Raw genomic sequence first — 16,143 nt, 5'->3', positions numbered from 1 at the left:
TGCATAGGACGCTGCTGTAACCCCTGGAATTCCTGCATACTTCCATCCTTAAACCTTGCGGGAATAGATCAAAAGGATGGAGGCTTAGTCACGTAGGCTTTCCACGGAACAATTTGGACGCCTGCACGCTACTCCCGAGCATTCAAACCCGGGAGATCGCAATGGCGTCCATGACCCTCGAAGACCTATCCTCACAACTGAAGAAGATCGATTTCTGCATGCTGTCGACGAACGCCGGGTCGGGCTGCATCTCGGCCCGACCGATGAGCAATAATGGCGACGTCGAATATGACGGGGATTCCTGGTTCTTTTCGTATGAGGACAGCAGGAAAATCACGGAGATCGAAGGCATCGACATCGTCTCGCTGACGTTCACGGCACCTCCCAGCCTCCTCGGCAAACCGGGGATTTTCATCGCTGTCGAGGGCTTCGCCTCGCTGGTGCGGGACAAGGCGGCGTTCGAAGAACATTGGGTGCCCGATCTCCAGCGGTGGTTTCCTGAAGGTGTGGACACTCCCGGGATCGTTCTTATCAAAGTTTCGGCGTCCTCCATCCGGTACTGGGATGGTGAGGAAAACGGCGAGGTCACCCTACCCGGCGCAGCGAGTTAAGACAGTGGCACAAAGGGGTGCCCTACTCTGCGGGCGGCTCCTCACAGCCGAAGACGCTCCGGCCGCCGAAATCGGCGGACTGGCGGAATTCGCCGGCGATAATTTCCTTGAGGTCTGGACCGGTGACGTAGCGTTCCATCTGCCTGGATTGGTCATCGAGGCGCTTCAGCGCCTGCAGTTCCTCCTCCCGTCCGAGCCTGCCTTTCTGTACCGCCGATTTCATCACGCCGATCGTCTCGTCATAGACTTTGAGCGGCACTGGGAAGGGATGGCGGTCCTTGCCGCCATGGGCGATCGAGAAGCGCGCCGGATCGGAAAAACGGCAAGGCGCGCCGTGGACGACTTCGGCCACCAGGGCCAACGCATTCACGGTGCGGGCACCGACACCTGGAACCAGCAGCAGCTCTTCGAAATCCGCCGGTCCACGGTCGGCTGCGGCGGCCAGATTTCCGTGCAGGCGCCTCATGATGATGTCACTTTCGCGAACGTCGTGATGGGTCGGCATGATCAGGTGCGGCAGCATCGGTTGTTCGGCAGGCTCGGGCGCCGGGTGCTCAACACGCAGCAGCGCGGCGGCCTCGCGAACGATCCGGTCGGGACCGAGCGTCGCCAGCAGATCGAGTTGGCCACGCCGAGAACGCTCGGCGCGCCTGTCGGCCAGATTGACGATCTCGCCCTGGCTCCTGCCCTCGATGGCCGCATGCGGCGAGTCGACGAAGCTCTCCAGCCCTTCCGACAGCCAGTGATAGCGCCGGGCCTGCCGCTTGTCGCCATTCATGCCTTGCTGCACGACCACCCAATGGCCGTCATCGGCGACGATGAAGCCGTGCAGATAAAGATCGAACCCGTCCTGAAGGGCGGCGCTGTCGACCTTGGCAATGAGACGGCTCGTCGTCGCCAGCCCCTCCCCATCGAGACCGACCCGTTCGCCGATCGACAGCAGCTCCTGCGGGGTCTTGCGCGACTGCGCGCCGCGGCCGCCACAGACATGCAGGCCGAGTTCGCCGGCGCGCGGCTTCAGTCCGCGTTTCAAGGCGCCGAGAACGCTGGTGGTGACGCCGGAGGAATGCCAGTCCATGCCCATGACCGCGCCGAAGGACTGGAACCAGAAGGGATGCGCAAGCCTGCGCAGGAATTCGTCGCGGCCATAGTGATGAACGATCGCCTCGGTGATCAGCGTACCGAGTCGCGTCATCCGGTCGCCCAGCCAATGTGGCACACGTCCCCCGTGAAGCGGAAGATCGGCACTGCCTGCTCGTTGTGACATCGCGTTTCCTTAGGCTTTCTATCGCCGGACGAAGTCAGCCCGGCCGCCTCTTCCGCCACCGCAGGGAACCCAGAAATATTCCAAGCGTTTGTTTCCCCAGTTAGAGGCAGAGGCAATCATGACCGCAATTGAGACCGTCTTCAATCATCCGACGCTGACACAGGCAAAATTGCCGGCGCTGGTCGGCCATAAAAGGCAAGATTGCAGTGGGTTTGACCTGCAAGGGAGTGCCGCGAAGGCGGCCTTCCTGATCAACGGCAACAGCTATTTTGCCGAGCTGGCGCGGGCGCTACGGCAGGCGCGGCGCACTGTCTGGATCATCGGATGGGATTTCAATCCCGACATCCTGATGGAACCCGATAAATCCGAGGAGACGCTTGCCGACCTGCTGCACGGTCTCGCGGCGGAAAATCCCGAACTGGAAATACGCATCCTCGTCTGGGCACTCGGCCCCCTCTATTCGAACAAGTCCCTGCAGCTGTTTCGCAAGAAGAATTTCCCGAAGAATGCCCGGATCGATCTGCGCTTCGATTCCGCGCGGGCAGTCGGCGGCTGCCATCATCAGAAACTCGTCTGCATCGACGACGCGGTCTCCTTCATCGGTGGGATGGATCTGACGGCGCGGCGGTGGGACACTTGGCTTCATCGCGCCAAAGACAAACTGCGACGTGATCCCGCCGGCGTTTCCTACGACCCCCTGCACGATGTTCAAGCGATGGTCACGGGCGACGCGGCCAAGCTGATCGGCGATATCGCCAGGCGGCGCTGGGAAGACGCCACCGGCGAAAGCCACTCGCCGCTGGTCGCGAGCGCGCCTTTCGTCTGGCCCGATGATCTGCCGGTTTCGATCGGAGATATTTCGGTCAGTTTCGCGCTGACGGAACCCTCGACGGCCTTGCGGACCGGCGTAAGCGACGGTATCGACATGACACTTGATGTGATCGCCCGGGCGAAGCGATCACTTTACATCGAAGCACAATACCTCGCCTCCTTCCGCGTCGCGGAGGCCATCGCCGCCGGGCTTGAGGAGGAAGACGGGCCTGAAGTCATCATCATCTGTACGCGCAGCTCTCACGGGCTGATCGAAAAGCTTGTCATGGGCAATAATCGCGACCGTGTCATCCGTCGCCTCAAACGCGCTGATCGCGCTCATCGGCTGCGCATCTACTATCCCGTTGTTCCGGGGCCGGTCATGCCCAAAGCCACTGCCCCTGGGCGAGCCCCGCTGGCGTCGAGCACAGAAGTGGAGGTGCTCGTCCACTCCAAGCTGATAATTGCCGATGACAAATTGGTGCGCATCGGCTCGTCCAACATCAACAACCGCTCGGAAGCAATTGATACCGAATGCGATATGCTCTTGGAGGCCGACGGCGAGGATCAACGCCGGGGGATCGTGGATCTTCGCAACCGCCTGCTTTCGGAATACCTAGGAAGGGCGGCCGAGACCTTTGCTGCAGCCTTCGCTCGGACAGGATCGGTGATCGAAGCGATCGAGACGCTGAATGATGGTCGCCGCGGCTTGCGCGAGTTTGCAGTCGACATGGCCGGCAGCACCAAGCCAGTCATGGGAACCGCGCTCTTCGACCCGGGTCGGCCCACCACACTGCTAAGCCGACTGGGCCTCGGCGCCTTCGTCCGCCGTCTCGTTCGCTCCACGTGATCGGCGGCGAAAGACGACCTCGCTGATTGCGAGTAGCGTTGCGCCAAGCGCCAGCGGAATGAAGAAATAGACGCAGCGGAATGCGATCAGCGCGCCGATGGATGCTTCCTTCGGCACCGCATAGGAGACGGTCGCCTCGAGCACGCCGAGACCACCTGGAACATGCGTTGCAAGAATTGCCGAGTTGGCGAGCACGTAGGCTGTTACCGATCTGAAGAAGGCAACATCGCCGAAGGCTGAGAGCATCTGGTGGAGACAGGCAGAAACGAACCCGAAGTTGATCGTGCCGACTCCAACTTGCGCGACCGCTATCGAAAATCGCGGCAACTGAAAGGACCAGCGCCAAAGCCGCAACTTGCTGCGGATGAAAAACGCCAGCCCCGCATAGACGACCGGCACGATGAGCGCCAGCAAGCCGAAGATGCGCACACCGGCCGGATCGAGCCGCAGCAGGCGCCCGGCGTCGCCGGGATTGATGATCATCGCCAGGCCGCCAAGCGTGATCAGCCCCAGCCCGACTGTGATGCCGCAAAACAGGATGATATTGGCGACATCCTCGGTCGTCAGCCCCCAGCGCGAATAAAAACGGTAGCGGAAGGCGCCGCTGCTCAGTCCGGCAAAACCGATATTGTGGCCGAGCGACAGGCTGATGAACGAAGCCAACGCGATTTTGGGGTAAGGCAAGGATTTGCCGAGTGAACGGATCGCCAGGAGATCGAAACAGCCAAGACATAGATAGGATGCCGCCGCAAACAGCAGGGCTACGCAGAAATTCGAAAAAGGTATGCTGCGAACCGATTGGACGATCTGCTCGAGGCTGTACTGTTGGAAGATGCGGTAAAGAAGGAAGACCGCGAAACAAAGGGCAGCAACGAGCAGTCCATTCCAGATCATGTTTTTCAAGCTCATCGATTGTCCTCAGGAGTGCAAACGGGATGGTTCGATAATCTGGAACGATCAAATGAGTTTTGTGTTCCCCTGGGGAACGAGATCCATGTCCCCGAGGACAAGCTTCAGCGGACTCATGTCGGAAAAAACGATCAAACTCTTAACCTATAACGTGCACAGCTGTATCGGCAACGACCGCAAGCTCGATCCCGGACGCATTGCTTCAGTCATCGCCGAGGCGGAAGCCGACATCATCGCTCTTCAGGAGGTCGATGTCCTCAGGCGCAGGACCGGCGGCATCGACCAGGCCCATACGATCGCCGCGCTTCTGGAGATGCAGGCTCATTTTCATCCGGCGCTGTCGATTGCCGAAGAGCAGTATGGCGATGCGATCATCACCGCGCTGCCGACTGGCGCGGTCAAGGCCGGCCCGCTGCCATCCATCGGCGAACAGCGCGGTGCCCTTTCGGTCGAAATACTGGTCGGCGACAGAAAACTGCTGGTCGTCAACACCCATCTTGGCCTTCGCGGCCGCGAGCGCATGCGGCAGATGACGACGCTGTTGAACTCGGGCTGGCTGCGCGGGACAGCGGGCGAATCTCTCCCCACCATCCTTTGCGGCGACTTCAACGCCATTCCGGCATCGGCGACTTACCGACTTGCCACTCAGTCATTGAAGGATGCTCAGCGCGAAGGCAAGGCCACACCAAGAGCAACCTTCCCTTCCCGCTATCCGCTGATGCGCCTTGACCACATTCTCGTTTCCGACGATCTCGTCGTCAAACAGGCGACGGTCCTGGAAAACCGACTGACAAGGGTCGCCTCTGATCACCTGCCTCTCCTTGCGGAAATTAGTTTCGCCTAAACGGACGCCGAGAGAAGGCGATTGAAGCAGAAGTGTGCCGTGCCCGATGTCCCGTTAGAGGACGATGTTCACCTGACGGACTTCCGTTTCATCGCGGCCGCCACCAACGGTAGCGCCGTCGTCGCCACGGTTCCGAGCGGCAGCCGCGTGATGCCTCTCGTGACGACGAATGTTGCCGCCATTGCGCCGGCCAGCTTGAGCCAGGGCTGATTGCCAAGCTGCGCGTGGGCGCTTGCATCGGCCCAGCGGACGTTCGCCGCAACGACGGTCGCAGCCTGATGTTGGATCACCTGAAGGCGGGCGCGGAGGTTTTCGAGTTCTTCTCTCAGTTCTCGCAGACGGCCTTCCAGGGCATGATTGTCAGAGGCCAGGAGAGGCTCCTCAAAGGTGCCTCCAACCGGAGCATGACCACCGAGCGTCGCGATATAAGCCCGATATTCGGCCTCGCTCGCGAAGCCCTCACGCCTGATGAGATCGGGATTGGCGTTTGCATCTTCGAAAGCAGCCGGTGCGGTGCCGGTATTGTCGCGCCTGTCCAGGTTTGTGCCGATGTCCCCGAGTTCGTCCTTGAACATGATGGATCTCCAGTTGTTCCTGGCGATAGAACGCTCGACGGCTCAGAAGGATGCATCGGACGCCGGTCGCGGTTCGCAACGGCGCCGAGTCGGACTTCCGCTCCTTCCACGACCGTCATCCTCGCGACGCGCTGAAACGTTCGGGCCGAAACTCCGCCAGCAGCGGATGACGGCGTCCGGTGGCGATCTCGTCGGCCAGCAGTTCACCGGCGATCAGGCCGAGGGTGGCGCCACTATGGCTGAAGGCGACGAAGTAACCCCAGATCGACGGCAGTTCGCCAAAGACCGGCTCGCCATCGCCCGGAATGGGCTTTGGGCCGACCCCATAATCTTCGATCTCGAGCGTCGGGTTGCCTTCGAGAACTTTTGACGCCTCGCGCAGCAGCCCGTCCAACGTCGATTGTCTGACTTCATAGCCGCCGTCCGGCTTCACTTCGACCTCTTCCTCGGACCAGGCGGAATCGAGGGCGAAGCCGCCATTCGGCATGGGTCGGATGGCGACGCGGGGGGTGTTGAGCACGGCCTTCAGCGAATGGCGGATCGGCTTGGTCCTGACGAGAAGCGCGACCGGCGTTGCATCGTCGATATGCTGGCCGGCTTCGGCAACGATTGCCGGAACGGCGCCGCCCGCGGCAAGCAGCACAGACTCCGCGTCCCAGTGTCTGCCGTCCGCTGCGCTCACGCCGCAGACACGGGCGCCTTCGACATCAATCGCCGCGCGCCCGGCGTCCGTCACGACCTCGCCGCCGAGCGAACGGAATTCCTCCGCGAGAAGGCCGATCAGCGAGGTAAGATCGACCCAACCTTCTCCGGGATTGAAGATCGCGCCCTGCGGCGTCACCGCACCGGCGTCGACGCCGGGCGTCGCGCCGGGAATGTTTTCCTGGGCCAGCCATTGCGCGTGATAGCCGAGGTCGCGCTCGAAGTCGAAGACCTCGGCTATCTCATTGCCGGCGTCATCGGCATCCCAGGTCAGGCCGCCATCGAAACGCAGCCAGGGCGCATCCGGATATCGGGCAGCAAGGGTGCGATAACGGTCGATGCCGGCGAGGCGCAGCCGGTGATAGGCATCAGAGCGTTTCCGGGCCGAATTGAGCCAGGCGAGCGAACGGCCGGAGGCGCCATTGGCAAGCGGCCCATCGCTGACGAGCACGGTGGCGATCCCGAGGCGAGCGAGATGGACAGCCGTCGAGACGCCGAATATGCCGCCACCGATGACGACGACCTTCGAAGGTTTGGGGGAAGCATTCATGTCGATAACCTTGTTTCCTGCTATGTCGAACGAATTCCATGCATCCGTCGTAGGAGCCCTCAGCGGCATGCCTCGCGTCAGGGGCTAAAGCGCGTCGCGATCTTTCAGATTCGCGCCTCGCGCTTTGGCTCTTTGTTTTTTGCGCATGTCGTTGCCGCAAAACCGCTGCACACTTTTGCGCGACATGCTTTAGAGGACTTCCGCAAGGAAGCGTTTCAGCCGCTCGCTGTGGGGATTGTCGAAGATTTGCCCCGGGCAGCCGGCTTCGACGATGCGGCCCTCATCCATGAAGACGACCTGGTCGGCCACCCTGCGTGCAAATCCCATCTCATGCGTCACCACGGCCATCGTCATGCCCTGGCGGCCGAGAGCTGCCATCAAGTCGAGAACGCCTTTCACCAATTCGGGATCGAGCGCACTCGTCACTTCATCGAACAGGATGAGTTCCGGATCCATCGCAAGAGCACGCGCGATGGCGACGCGCTGCTGCTGCCCGCCAGACAGACCTGCCGGGCGATGATTTCTGCGCTCGGCAAGACCGACCTCGGCCAAACGCGCCTCGGCAATGCGTCGCGCCTCCTGCCTCGACATCTTCTTGATCTTCGTCAGTGAAAGCATGACGTTCTCAAGCGCGGTGTGATCGGGAAACAGGTTGAAGTGCTGGAACACCATGCCCACGCGCCGGCGCAACCGCTCTGGTTTCATGGCCAGAATGCTGGCGCCATCGAGCAGGACGTCGCCGCCTTTCGGTTCCACCAGCCTATTCATACAGCGCAGCAGCGTCGATTTTCCCGAGCCGGAAGGACCGATGATGCAGGTGACGGTACCGGCGGCGATGTCGAGATCGACACCCTTCAGCACATCGAGATTACCATAGGCCATGGTGAGATCCCGGACGTTCAGGGCACCACCCTTGAAGCGCGGTTCGGTCTGCTCGACAGATTTTGCCGGGGGTTGCGGACCGGCGGCGCGCATTTCGCTCACCTCGACCAATCCACTCGCAACACCCGAGCTGCGGCCTTGTTTTCCCAGGCGCAGTCGCACATCGATGTAATTGACCAAGTGAGTGAGCGGCACGGTGATGACGAGATAGAAGACGCCCGCCAGCAACAAGGGCGACAGATTGCCCGTTACGACAGCTTGATCCTGCCCGACGCGGAAGATCTCCCGCTCGGAGGCGAGCAATCCGAGAAAATAGACGAGGCTGGAATCCTTGACGTTTCCGATGAATTGATTGACCAGCGCCGGCAGAACCCGCCGGATGCCTTGCGGGATGACGATCAAGCGCATGCCCTGCCCGTAGCTCATGCTGAGCGCCCGGCAGGCTTCCATCTGGCCGCGCTCGACGCTTTGGATGCCTGATCGGAAGATTTCGCCGATGTACGCCCCGGCAATCAGGCTGAGCGCCAGGATGCCGAGCGGAAATGGCGACGGACCGAAGATCTCCCGTCCGATCCGGGCAAAACCCTGACCGATGATCAGGATCGTGACGATCGCCGGCAAACCGCGGAAGACATCGGTATAGACGCGCGCGGGCAGCCGCAGCCAGCGGGACTGCGAGATACCCATGACGGCGAGAGCCATGCCGATAACGACGCCGAGCACGGTCGAGGCGGCGGCCAGGATCAGGGTATTCTTCAGGCCGACGCTGATCATGCTCGGTAGCACTTCGGCCATGGCGTCCCAGTCCAGGAAGCTGCGGCGCAGATTTTCAAGCCAGTTCATCGAGATCCTCATCGAAGCCCAAGCCGGGCATGAAACCGTCCGCCGGAGCGGACGGCTTACGACGTTACTTCTTGGGAAGGTACTGGTCCGGCATCGGCGAACCGGGGAACCATTTTTCATAGAGGGTCTTCCAGGTGCCGTCCTGCATCGCGTCGTGAAGAGCTGTGTTCAACGCCGTGCGGAAGGCGTCATTTCCCTTGCGGATCACGAAGCCCGCTGGCGCATCGAAGGACGGGATGTTGACCGCAATCTTCAGCGCGGGATAGCGCTCGCCATATTGTTTGGCAGCCTCGTAGTCGAGAAAATGCGCATCGACCGTTCCGTTGTTGAGGGCAGCCACGGCGGAATTGTTGTCGGGGAATTTCACGAGATCGGCCTCACCGAAATTCTTGGCCGCATAGACTTCCTGCAAGGTCCCCTGCACGACGCCGAGACGCCTGCCCTTGAGGCCGTCGGCATCCTTGATGCCGGAATCCGCCGTCAGGACCGAGAGATAACCGGCAAGATAGCCGTCGGAAAAGTCGACGGTCTTCTTCCGGGCTTCGGTGGTTCCGATCGCCGCGACAGCAACATCGAACCGTTCGTTTGCCACCGACGGCAGAAGTGCGGAGAATTCCTGGCCCGTGAACGTGACCTTGTCTTTCGGAATGCCAAGGCGGGAGACGACGTTGAGAAACAACTCGATATCGAAACCGGTGAACTGGCCGTCCGCCGTCGCAAACGTATAGGGCTTGGCATCGCCCATCGTGCCGACGCTGATCACCCCGGGCTCGATGAGGCTATAGGGATTGTCGGCCGCGGCCGCAGAGCCGGCCCCCATCGCCAGAAGGCACGTCAGAAGGCCAGCCCGCAATGGAGCCGCGACGGCCGCGAAAGATTCAAAAGGCTTCATGTTCGTTCTCCGCTCTGAAGGGATGCTCTTGTCGGCATTCGTTATCATCCGGTCTCGTCGCCCGTGCGACGAAGACTTCTGGACAAGATACCGGTCTTCTATATAAAGAGACCGGTCTCACGACATATTTGATATCTGTCAATTGACCGGCCGTCAACAACTCTTGTAGTGCTGCGCCATGGAAGATTCCGCTGCCCCGAAACGTTCAGTCACGGTTGCCGACGTCGCGAAGGCAGCAAGGGTCTCGAAGGCGACGGCAGCCCGCGTGCTCGGCGGCTATGGCGTCGTCAGCGACAAGATCAAGGATCAGGTGACGGCGGCCGCCGCCGCGCTCGAATACCGCCCGAACGAGCTCGCCCGAAGCATGAGCACGGGACGCTCAGGCATTATCGGCGTGGTGGTCGGCGATATCGAGAATGCTTTCTTCAGCCTCGCAGTGCGCGGCATTACCGATGCAGCCCGGCTTGCGGGCTTCAACGTCATCATCGCCAATTCGGGCGAACAGATCGATGCGGAAAAATCGGCGGTCGACCTGCTGATCGGTAAACGCGTCGATGGCCTGATCGTCACGCCGGCCCGCTGCGATCGCCTCGATCACCTGCAGCACGTCCGCCGCGCCGGCGTGCCATTGGTTCTATTCGACAGGGCCATCCCGGAGCTTGATGTCGACGCCGTGACCGGGGATGACAGGGATGCGGCACTCACCGCGACAAGGTATCTGATCGGCCAGGGCCATCGCCGCCTCGCCTATATCTCCGCCATGGACGCCGAGGACGGCGGGCTCACTGAGCTCGGGCGGATATCAAATTCCGCCGTGCGCGAACGCATGGAAGGCTTCGTCAGCGCTCTGACCGAGGCGGGTTTGCCGAACCCTCTTCATTACATCCGGCTCGGCGCCACGAACCAGCAGCAGACAAACGCCGTGATAAAACGCCTGCTCTCGGAGATATCGCCGCCGACGGCGCTGTTGGCATCCGACAGTCTCGTGGGCTTGCGCATTTTCAAGTCACTGCAGTCGCTCGGCTTGTCGATCCCTCAGGATGTCTCGATGATTTCGTTTCTGGACGCCGACTGGACCAGCGTCACCGTTCCGCCGATCACCATCGTCGACCAGCGCGTCTACGAACTGGGCAAACTCGCCGGCGAACGGCTCGTCGCCCGCATCGAACGCACCCCGCTTGCCGTCGAACGTCTGCGCGTTGCCACCAGCCTCGTCGTGCGCGGCTCCGTTGCGACGATCGGCCGGTAAAATCTGGGTTAAAGCGCGTCGCGCTTTAGGTTTTGTCTTTACGCATGTCGTTGCTGCAAAACCGCTGCGCACTTTTGCGCGACATGCTTAGTCGTACAGCTCGCCATGACCAATCTGCTCTTGCCTAGCGGAAGCATCGCTGATGACAGGGTCATCAGCCGGATCGGGATCTTTCTTGTTGGCGTCGCTCAGAAATTGCGCGGCCTTAAGCAGCGCCGCGGTTATCTCTCCGGTTGCCCATCCGGACTCATTGGCGACGGCAATCAGTCTTTCCAATGCGTCGCGCGCGGCCTCGGTTGCCTGTTCAAAGCGTTGCGCGGGAGCTTCGGTTTTCGGCGGTGGAAAGGTCATCGGCATTCACTCCATTAGGTCTGACTGTAGGAGAGGAACGCAGCCTGCGGGAAATGGATGCACAATCATGCCGATTTAGCCAGCGGATGCCTTGTCACGCGGCAGAGACAAGAGGTGGCGACGGTTTCTCCAGGTCAGATGACCGTCTGCAACAGGAACGGAGAGCGCTCCAGCGGACGCTGGGCGAGAATCCTCAGCATCGCCGGGCCTTGTATGCCAGTCGTCGTCGTCGAGCGACCGTCGTGATAGACCACCGTCATGACTCGGCTGAGGCTGTCATATCTGATCTCTGCGATCGTGCGTGTGTGAACCGGAAAGATGAATTCGTGGGGCTGAGATTTTCGCCGGGAGGTGTTCGAGGTCATCGTGATGCCCCATCGAAACAAAAGGAGGATTGCCCCAGCCGTCCACGGCTCAGGACACGCGTGATAGTCGGCAGCACATCCCTCATCGAATGTCTCCAATGCGCTTAAAAATCGATCAAACAACAGAGCGGCCGGTTCCCGCCATCAGAACGGCAATCGCTAGGTCTGAGACCTTAGCCTCATCCCAACCATGCCGATCAAGCACATATTGTTTCCATGGTCGCGTGACATCGGCGTGACACGCAGATCGCGGCTCGAAAACACGTCCGGAACGGGCTCCGTGAATTGCCAGCTCTACCTAAGGCAGCGACAGCCCATCAATGCAATGTTCTGTATATGCCGTAGGCCCGTGCGGCCTGCGGCCAACATTCGACGGCGCGTGCAAGTGACCGAATGGCTTCGTCCACGACGAAAACCGCATCCCCGAGCCGTTCGATCTCGCAATCGAGTTCATACACTTCAACTTCGTCAAGGTCTTCACTCTTCAGCAGCTGCTTGCTTGCCTCGATCAGGCGCTCCGTACGCTGAACAATATCAAGAGCGCTCCGTATAATGATGTCGAGCATGCGGTTGCCCTCGCTTCGATGAGCAAGTGTCGGGCATAATCGCGATGCTGACAATCCTGAAATCTTGTCAGATGCGCTCGCGGATCGTGTCGTAAAGATCCCTCAACTCGCGCAGCGATTGATGGCGATGGCGCGGCAGAGAAGCGCGGCGTCCAGCGAAGGCGAACGCACCCGCAACGGCCGCAACGAGGATGAGCGTCGAAGCCGGATAGAGCTTCACAGCCGCTTCCGTCTGCCGCATTGCTTTCCGGGCGCCTCCCTTTAACGATCGGGCACCATCGAACACCTGCCGCTGGAGCGCGTCGATTTGCTGTCGCAACGCGCTCAATTCCTCACGCAGGCCCTGATCAGGCTGCCGGGGAATGCCGACCGAGGCCGCGTTCGTATCGATGATGGCTTTCGGCACCGGTTCGCCGATCTTGGCTCCTTTGGTGTCGAGGGTCGTCGTCTCAGTGCTCTTGCGTCGCGGCACGATCAATTCTCCTTCCCCTGGGGGTAAAATCATCCTGTTCTAGTTATCGTCGAGCGAGAAGACCGGCCGATAGTGGCGCTCGGCGATCAGCAAGCTCCGATCAGGCCGGATGATGTAAATCTCCTCGACCTGGCGTCCCCATTGATCTGTAAAGCTGTGCGGGAAGGAAGAACCCACGGGCGATTTCGTCAACTTCGTGCGAGGCTGACCATGATAGGTGATGCTGCCGGGAATGGGGGCCAGTCCCGCCGACGCGTAATCGCCTGCACCGGTCGTGCAGCCCGTCAGAATAACGGCAAAAACCAGCCCAAACCCTATGCTCCGCTTCATGGAACCTCCAGCTGTTCCTGCCTTTGCGCGTTACTTATTTCATCGCTAATGTAACAAGAGACGATAGAGATTGTTCCATATTTCGGCTGGAAACGTCATGACACACGTCTTCAGGAGATCGAGCTTGGGACTGGCATCGCGCGTTCAAGGCCAGTCTTAGACGCGTGCCTCACGCGGCGACATCAGGAATGCGCAGGCCAAAAAGCGCGGCATATTTACAGAGCTTCTCCCAAGGCACATCGCCGACCGGCACGCCCTCTTCCAACGCCGAGCGGCGCCTGCGGGCTGCGCTGTCACCCGGCATGCGGACCGGGCCATTGTTCCACGGCGCGGATGGGTTGCTGCGGCATGCAGAGGCGAGATAATCGGACTGCGCGGTAAAGGCGTCCAGCCCGGCGAAAAAGGCGGGGTCGATGACCTGAATAAATGCGCTTTGCGAAAACACACCGGGCGGCGCGTTCGCCCGTCCCTTGCCGGAAAGCCCCTGCCCCAGCAGTTCGACGATCAGCCCGAACCCAAAGCCCTTGTGTCCCTTCAACTGACCGCCGAGGGGCATCATTGTCCCGCCACGTTCGGTCACCTCGCGCGGATCATCGGTCGGCTCGCCCGCGGCGGTGAAGGCCCAGGCCTCGGGGAATTTCTTGCCGGCGTTCGCCAGGTTTTGCGTCATCGTCGTGGTGGTGATCGAGGCGGAGACGTCGATCAGAATCGGATCCTCGGATGTCGGAAAGCCGGCCGCCATCGGGTTGGGGGTCAGGAGCGGCTTTGTGCCGCCATAGGGCGCGACTCGGCTTGCCGCGGGATGCGATACCGACAGCTGAACGATGAGGCCCTGTTCGGTAACCTGCCGCATGAAGGCTGACAGTGCGCAGGTGTGATGGCAGTTTCGGATTGCGGCGGTGACGACGCCATGATCGCGTACGCGTTCGCAGGCCTGGTCGATCGCCTTGGTCAGCAGCCATGCGCCGGGCAAAGATTTGCCGTCCCACACAAAGGCTGCGCCGCGGTCATTGACCACCTCGTAGCTACCCGACTTCGCCAGCGAACCATCTTCCAACGCTTCGACATACCAGTTCAAAAGGCTGACGCCATGCGTTTCGTGGCCGATCATGTCGCCTTCCACCAGGACGGCGGCTGTGATTTTGGCCTTGTCGGGTTCCATCCCGGCGCGGATCAATATCTGCTCGGCGAATTGGGTGAGGTCAATGCGGTCAATCAGCGGCATAGGCATCCATCCGTCATGTCATCGAAAGCGCGGGCCATTCAGGGAAGGCGGCCCGCGCGTCAATCCGCAAACCGGCTTACTTGAAGCGGATCTGCGATAGCTGCAGCTCGGAATTCGTCGCGATCGTCGGCTTGAAATCGAGACGCGGCGAAACGCGGGTGAATCCGACCATGTGAAACATCGGGATATCGGCGATGATCTCGGTGTTCACCTTGGCGAAAAGCTCCTTCCAGAGTTTTGTGCGCGCGTCTCCGGTGGCTGAGGTCGCCTTGGCGATGAGGGCGTCGACTGCGGGATCCCGAACCATGGAGTGAGAGCCGTCGGTCGCGTATTTCACGAAGGCGGTGAAGACGGGATCGCCGGTCGCGTTATCGTGCTGCGACTGCGTCAGCGTCGGACCGGAATCGGCGACGAAAGGTGCCACGAAGTAGCCGTTCCACACGGAAACGTCATACATATCGAGCTTTACGTTCAAACCGACGTCCTGAAGCATGGCCATCATCGCTTCCATCGCTTCGGTGGCGTTCGGATATTGCCCGTTGCGGCCGATGATGCGAATCTCTTGATCGACCGGGACGCCGTCAGCTTTCGCCGCCTTGACCAGTTCCTTTGCTTTTTCCGGGTCATAGGGCCAGACGGGAATATCGGCATTGTAACCGATCGTTGTGGGTACGACGAGCTGTGTGGCGATCTTCGCCTGTTCAGGGAACAGCGTTCCGAGCATTGCCTGACGATCGATGGCGAGGTTCATCGCCTCGCGAATGCGCCGGTCGTTGAGGGGTGCCGCGCGCGTATCGATGCGCAGCGATGTCGTCTCCGAATTCGGATAAGCGAAATCTGTTTCCTTGTTGGTGGCATCCTGCACCGATACGGCCGGAACGATATCGGCTTCGCCGGCATCGACCATGGCGGCTGCGACCGCGCTGTCGGAGCGGAACAGATAGGTCGCCTGTTCCACCTGCGGTTTCTCCCCCCAATAGTCCGGATTGCGCTTCAGCACGATCGACTGGCCGATATCCCATTTGTCGAACGTATAGGGGCCAGTGCCGATCGGTTTGCGGGTGAATTCGTCTGCTGGTGTCGCCTCGGCTGATTCCACGGCCATCACCGTCATCAGCAGCGGAAGAATCGGCTGCGCCGGTTTTGTGGTAATGCGGATCGTGTTGGCATCCGGCGTCTCGAAGCTGAATTCCGTGCCGCCGAAATATTTGCCGCCGGTCTCACAGCTGAGCTTCTTGTTCTTGTTGCGCTCGATCGTGAACTGGACGTCTTTGGCGGTGAACGGCTTGCCATCGTGCCATTTGACATTCGGGCGCAGCTTGAATTCCCAGGTGTCGTCGTCGATCTTCGACCATTCCGTCGCCAGACGGGGTTTGAGGCCGCCGTTGACGTAGTCGAATTCGACCAGCATCTCGTTGACGTTCTCGGAAATGACCCGGCCGACGTCCTGGCGCGCCGCCATGCAAGGCTCGACGACATCGACGGTTTCGGCAAGCACAACAGTCACGTTGCTCTTGGCATCCTCAGCGTGAGCCGAGCCACCGCTCAGCCCGATCATCGTGGTTGAAAAGCAGACAGCTAGCAAATGCAGTTTCATTTCGTTCTCCTCCCATGCGCCGTCGGCGCTCCTCAAGCGAATCTTCGTCCCATTTCCGGTGATGCGGCCCTCGCCTCCTCCTGCAAAAGCCGATCTAATGCATAAGTGCACTAATATACCAGTTGAGAGGAGCGATCAAGCGCGACACCCGAAACACGGGCGCCCACCCTGTCTGAAACGCTCGATTTCTAGCCGGCCGAAACAAACAGTCCGCGCGACATCTCGACCTCATCATCGGTAAGATCGGTCGGCG

The 16,143-nt window shown here is 60.6% G+C and carries 17 protein-coding genes; 4 read left to right on the top strand and 13 right to left on the bottom strand.

The window, feature by feature from the left end; all coding sequences use genetic code 11:
• Positions 1-161 precede the first annotated feature (161 nt).
• Positions 162-611, top strand: a complete 450-nt coding sequence (locus J3O30_RS26410; protein ID WP_207584734.1) for a pyridoxamine 5'-phosphate oxidase family protein — start codon at positions 162-164, stop codon at positions 609-611.
• 22 nt (positions 612-633) lie between these two features.
• On the opposite strand, the gene J3O30_RS26405 is transcribed toward J3O30_RS26410, so the two are convergent.
• Positions 634-1,878 (bottom strand): DUF763 domain-containing protein, encoded by a 1,245-nt coding sequence (locus J3O30_RS26405; protein ID WP_207584733.1) that lies wholly within the window; start codon positions 1,876-1,878, stop codon positions 634-636.
• Between the two features lie 118 nt (positions 1,879-1,996).
• Here J3O30_RS26405 and J3O30_RS26400 point away from each other — a divergent pair, with 118 nt between their 5' ends.
• Positions 1,997-3,538 (top strand): phospholipase D-like domain-containing protein, encoded by a 1,542-nt coding sequence (locus J3O30_RS26400; protein ID WP_207584732.1) that lies wholly within the window; start codon positions 1,997-1,999, stop codon positions 3,536-3,538.
• On the opposite strand, the gene J3O30_RS26395 is transcribed toward J3O30_RS26400, so the two are convergent.
• Complete coding sequence (locus J3O30_RS26395) at positions 3,485-4,447, bottom strand: lysylphosphatidylglycerol synthase domain-containing protein (protein WP_207584731.1); 963 nt, start codon at positions 4,445-4,447, stop codon at positions 3,485-3,487. The genes J3O30_RS26400 and J3O30_RS26395 overlap by 54 nt on opposite strands.
• Positions 4,448-4,562: 115 nt before the next feature.
• Here J3O30_RS26395 and J3O30_RS26390 point away from each other — a divergent pair, with 115 nt between their 5' ends.
• Complete coding sequence (locus J3O30_RS26390; RefSeq protein WP_207585196.1) at positions 4,563-5,291, top strand: endonuclease/exonuclease/phosphatase family protein; 729 nt, start codon at positions 4,563-4,565, stop codon at positions 5,289-5,291.
• Between the two features lie 68 nt (positions 5,292-5,359).
• Here the strand turns inward: J3O30_RS26390 and J3O30_RS26385 are convergent, their stop codons facing one another.
• The 4 genes from J3O30_RS26385 to J3O30_RS26370 all read right to left on the bottom strand — a co-directional run bounded on the left by J3O30_RS26385 (position 5,360) and on the right by J3O30_RS26370 (position 9,735).
• Entirely contained in the window at positions 5,360-5,866 is a 507-nt protein-coding gene (locus J3O30_RS26385) for a hypothetical protein (RefSeq protein ID WP_207584730.1), read from the bottom strand.
• A gap of 115 nt (positions 5,867-5,981) precedes the next feature.
• Positions 5,982-7,118, bottom strand: coding sequence for an FAD-binding oxidoreductase (locus tag J3O30_RS26380; protein ID WP_207584729.1), 1,137 nt, complete (start codon positions 7,116-7,118; stop codon positions 5,982-5,984).
• Between the two features lie 189 nt (positions 7,119-7,307).
• Positions 7,308-8,843, bottom strand: coding sequence for an amino acid ABC transporter permease/ATP-binding protein (locus tag J3O30_RS33640; RefSeq protein WP_207584728.1), 1,536 nt, complete (start codon positions 8,841-8,843; stop codon positions 7,308-7,310).
• Between the two features lie 64 nt (positions 8,844-8,907).
• Positions 8,908-9,735: an ABC transporter substrate-binding protein gene (locus J3O30_RS26370; protein WP_207584727.1), complete on the bottom strand. Its 828-nt coding sequence runs from the start codon at positions 9,733-9,735 to the stop codon at positions 8,908-8,910.
• A 178-nt stretch (positions 9,736-9,913) separates the two neighbouring features.
• Here J3O30_RS26370 and J3O30_RS26365 point away from each other — a divergent pair, with 178 nt between their 5' ends.
• A complete protein-coding gene (locus J3O30_RS26365; RefSeq protein ID WP_207584726.1) occupies positions 9,914-10,984 on the top strand; it encodes a LacI family DNA-binding transcriptional regulator in 1,071 nt (356 codons plus the stop codon).
• Positions 10,985-11,071: 87 nt separating this feature from the next.
• Here J3O30_RS26365 and J3O30_RS26360 read toward each other — a convergent pair whose 3' ends face one another.
• The 7 genes from J3O30_RS26360 to J3O30_RS26330 form a co-directional block, all read right to left on the bottom strand.
• Complete coding sequence (locus J3O30_RS26360; RefSeq protein WP_207584725.1) at positions 11,072-11,335, bottom strand: hypothetical protein; 264 nt, start codon at positions 11,333-11,335, stop codon at positions 11,072-11,074.
• Positions 11,336-11,469: 134 nt separating this feature from the next.
• A complete protein-coding gene (locus tag J3O30_RS26355) occupies positions 11,470-11,700 on the bottom strand; it encodes a hypothetical protein (RefSeq protein ID WP_207584724.1) in 231 nt (76 codons plus the stop codon).
• 317 nt (positions 11,701-12,017) lie between these two features.
• On the bottom strand, positions 12,018-12,266 hold the full coding sequence (locus J3O30_RS26350) for a hypothetical protein (RefSeq protein WP_207584723.1): 249 nt from the start codon (positions 12,264-12,266) through the stop codon (positions 12,018-12,020).
• 67 nt (positions 12,267-12,333) lie between these two features.
• Positions 12,334-12,738 carry a hypothetical protein gene (locus J3O30_RS26345; protein ID WP_207584722.1) on the bottom strand — a complete coding sequence of 135 codons (405 nt, stop codon included), beginning with the start codon at positions 12,736-12,738 and terminating at the stop codon, positions 12,334-12,336.
• 39 nt (positions 12,739-12,777) lie between these two features.
• The gene (locus J3O30_RS26340) at positions 12,778-13,068 is read right to left on the bottom strand and encodes a hypothetical protein (protein WP_207584721.1); all 291 of its coding nucleotides are present in this window, start codon (positions 13,066-13,068) and stop codon (positions 12,778-12,780) included.
• Between the two features lie 169 nt (positions 13,069-13,237).
• On the bottom strand, positions 13,238-14,299 hold the full coding sequence (locus J3O30_RS26335; RefSeq protein WP_207584720.1) for an Ldh family oxidoreductase: 1,062 nt from the start codon (positions 14,297-14,299) through the stop codon (positions 13,238-13,240).
• Positions 14,300-14,369: 70 nt separating this feature from the next.
• On the bottom strand, positions 14,370-15,890 hold the full coding sequence (locus J3O30_RS26330) for an ABC transporter substrate-binding protein (RefSeq protein ID WP_207584719.1): 1,521 nt from the start codon (positions 15,888-15,890) through the stop codon (positions 14,370-14,372).
• Between the last annotated feature and the right edge of the window lie 253 nt (positions 15,891-16,143).

This window comes from Rhizobium sp. NZLR1 (genome assembly GCF_017357385.1).
Classification (GTDB): Bacteria; Pseudomonadota; Alphaproteobacteria; order Rhizobiales; family Rhizobiaceae; genus Rhizobium.
This window is presented reverse-complemented; position numbering and strand designations above follow the sequence as displayed.

Bases quoted from the DNA above. Each gene is read 5' to 3' on its own strand.
- J3O30_RS26410 (WP_207584734.1), top strand. From the start codon at position 162: ATGGCGTCCATGACCCTCGAAGACCTATCCTCACAACTGAAGAAGATC.
- J3O30_RS26405 (WP_207584733.1), bottom strand. From the start codon at position 1,878: ATGTCACAACGAGCAGGCAGTGCCGATCTTCCGCTTCACGGGGGACGT.
- J3O30_RS26400 (WP_207584732.1), top strand. From the start codon at position 1,997: ATGACCGCAATTGAGACCGTCTTCAATCATCCGACGCTGACACAGGCA.
- J3O30_RS26395 (WP_207584731.1), bottom strand. From the start codon at position 4,447: ATGAGCTTGAAAAACATGATCTGGAATGGACTGCTCGTTGCTGCCCTT.
- J3O30_RS26390 (WP_207585196.1), top strand. From the start codon at position 4,563: ATGTCGGAAAAAACGATCAAACTCTTAACCTATAACGTGCACAGCTGT.
- J3O30_RS26385 (WP_207584730.1), bottom strand. From the start codon at position 5,866: ATGTTCAAGGACGAACTCGGGGACATCGGCACAAACCTGGACAGGCGC.
- J3O30_RS26380 (WP_207584729.1), bottom strand. From the start codon at position 7,118: ATGAATGCTTCCCCCAAACCTTCGAAGGTCGTCGTCATCGGTGGCGGC.
- J3O30_RS33640 (WP_207584728.1), bottom strand. From the start codon at position 8,843: ATGAACTGGCTTGAAAATCTGCGCCGCAGCTTCCTGGACTGGGACGCC.
- J3O30_RS26370 (WP_207584727.1), bottom strand. From the start codon at position 9,735: ATGAAGCCTTTTGAATCTTTCGCGGCCGTCGCGGCTCCATTGCGGGCT.
- J3O30_RS26365 (WP_207584726.1), top strand. From the start codon at position 9,914: ATGGAAGATTCCGCTGCCCCGAAACGTTCAGTCACGGTTGCCGACGTC.
- J3O30_RS26360 (WP_207584725.1), bottom strand. From the start codon at position 11,335: ATGACCTTTCCACCGCCGAAAACCGAAGCTCCCGCGCAACGCTTTGAA.
- J3O30_RS26355 (WP_207584724.1), bottom strand. From the start codon at position 11,700: ATGACCTCGAACACCTCCCGGCGAAAATCTCAGCCCCACGAATTCATC.
- J3O30_RS26350 (WP_207584723.1), bottom strand. From the start codon at position 12,266: ATGCTCGACATCATTATACGGAGCGCTCTTGATATTGTTCAGCGTACG.
- J3O30_RS26340 (WP_207584721.1), bottom strand. From the start codon at position 13,068: ATGAAGCGGAGCATAGGGTTTGGGCTGGTTTTTGCCGTTATTCTGACG.
- J3O30_RS26335 (WP_207584720.1), bottom strand. From the start codon at position 14,299: ATGCCTATGCCGCTGATTGACCGCATTGACCTCACCCAATTCGCCGAG.
- J3O30_RS26330 (WP_207584719.1), bottom strand. From the start codon at position 15,890: ATGAAACTGCATTTGCTAGCTGTCTGCTTTTCAACCACGATGATCGGG.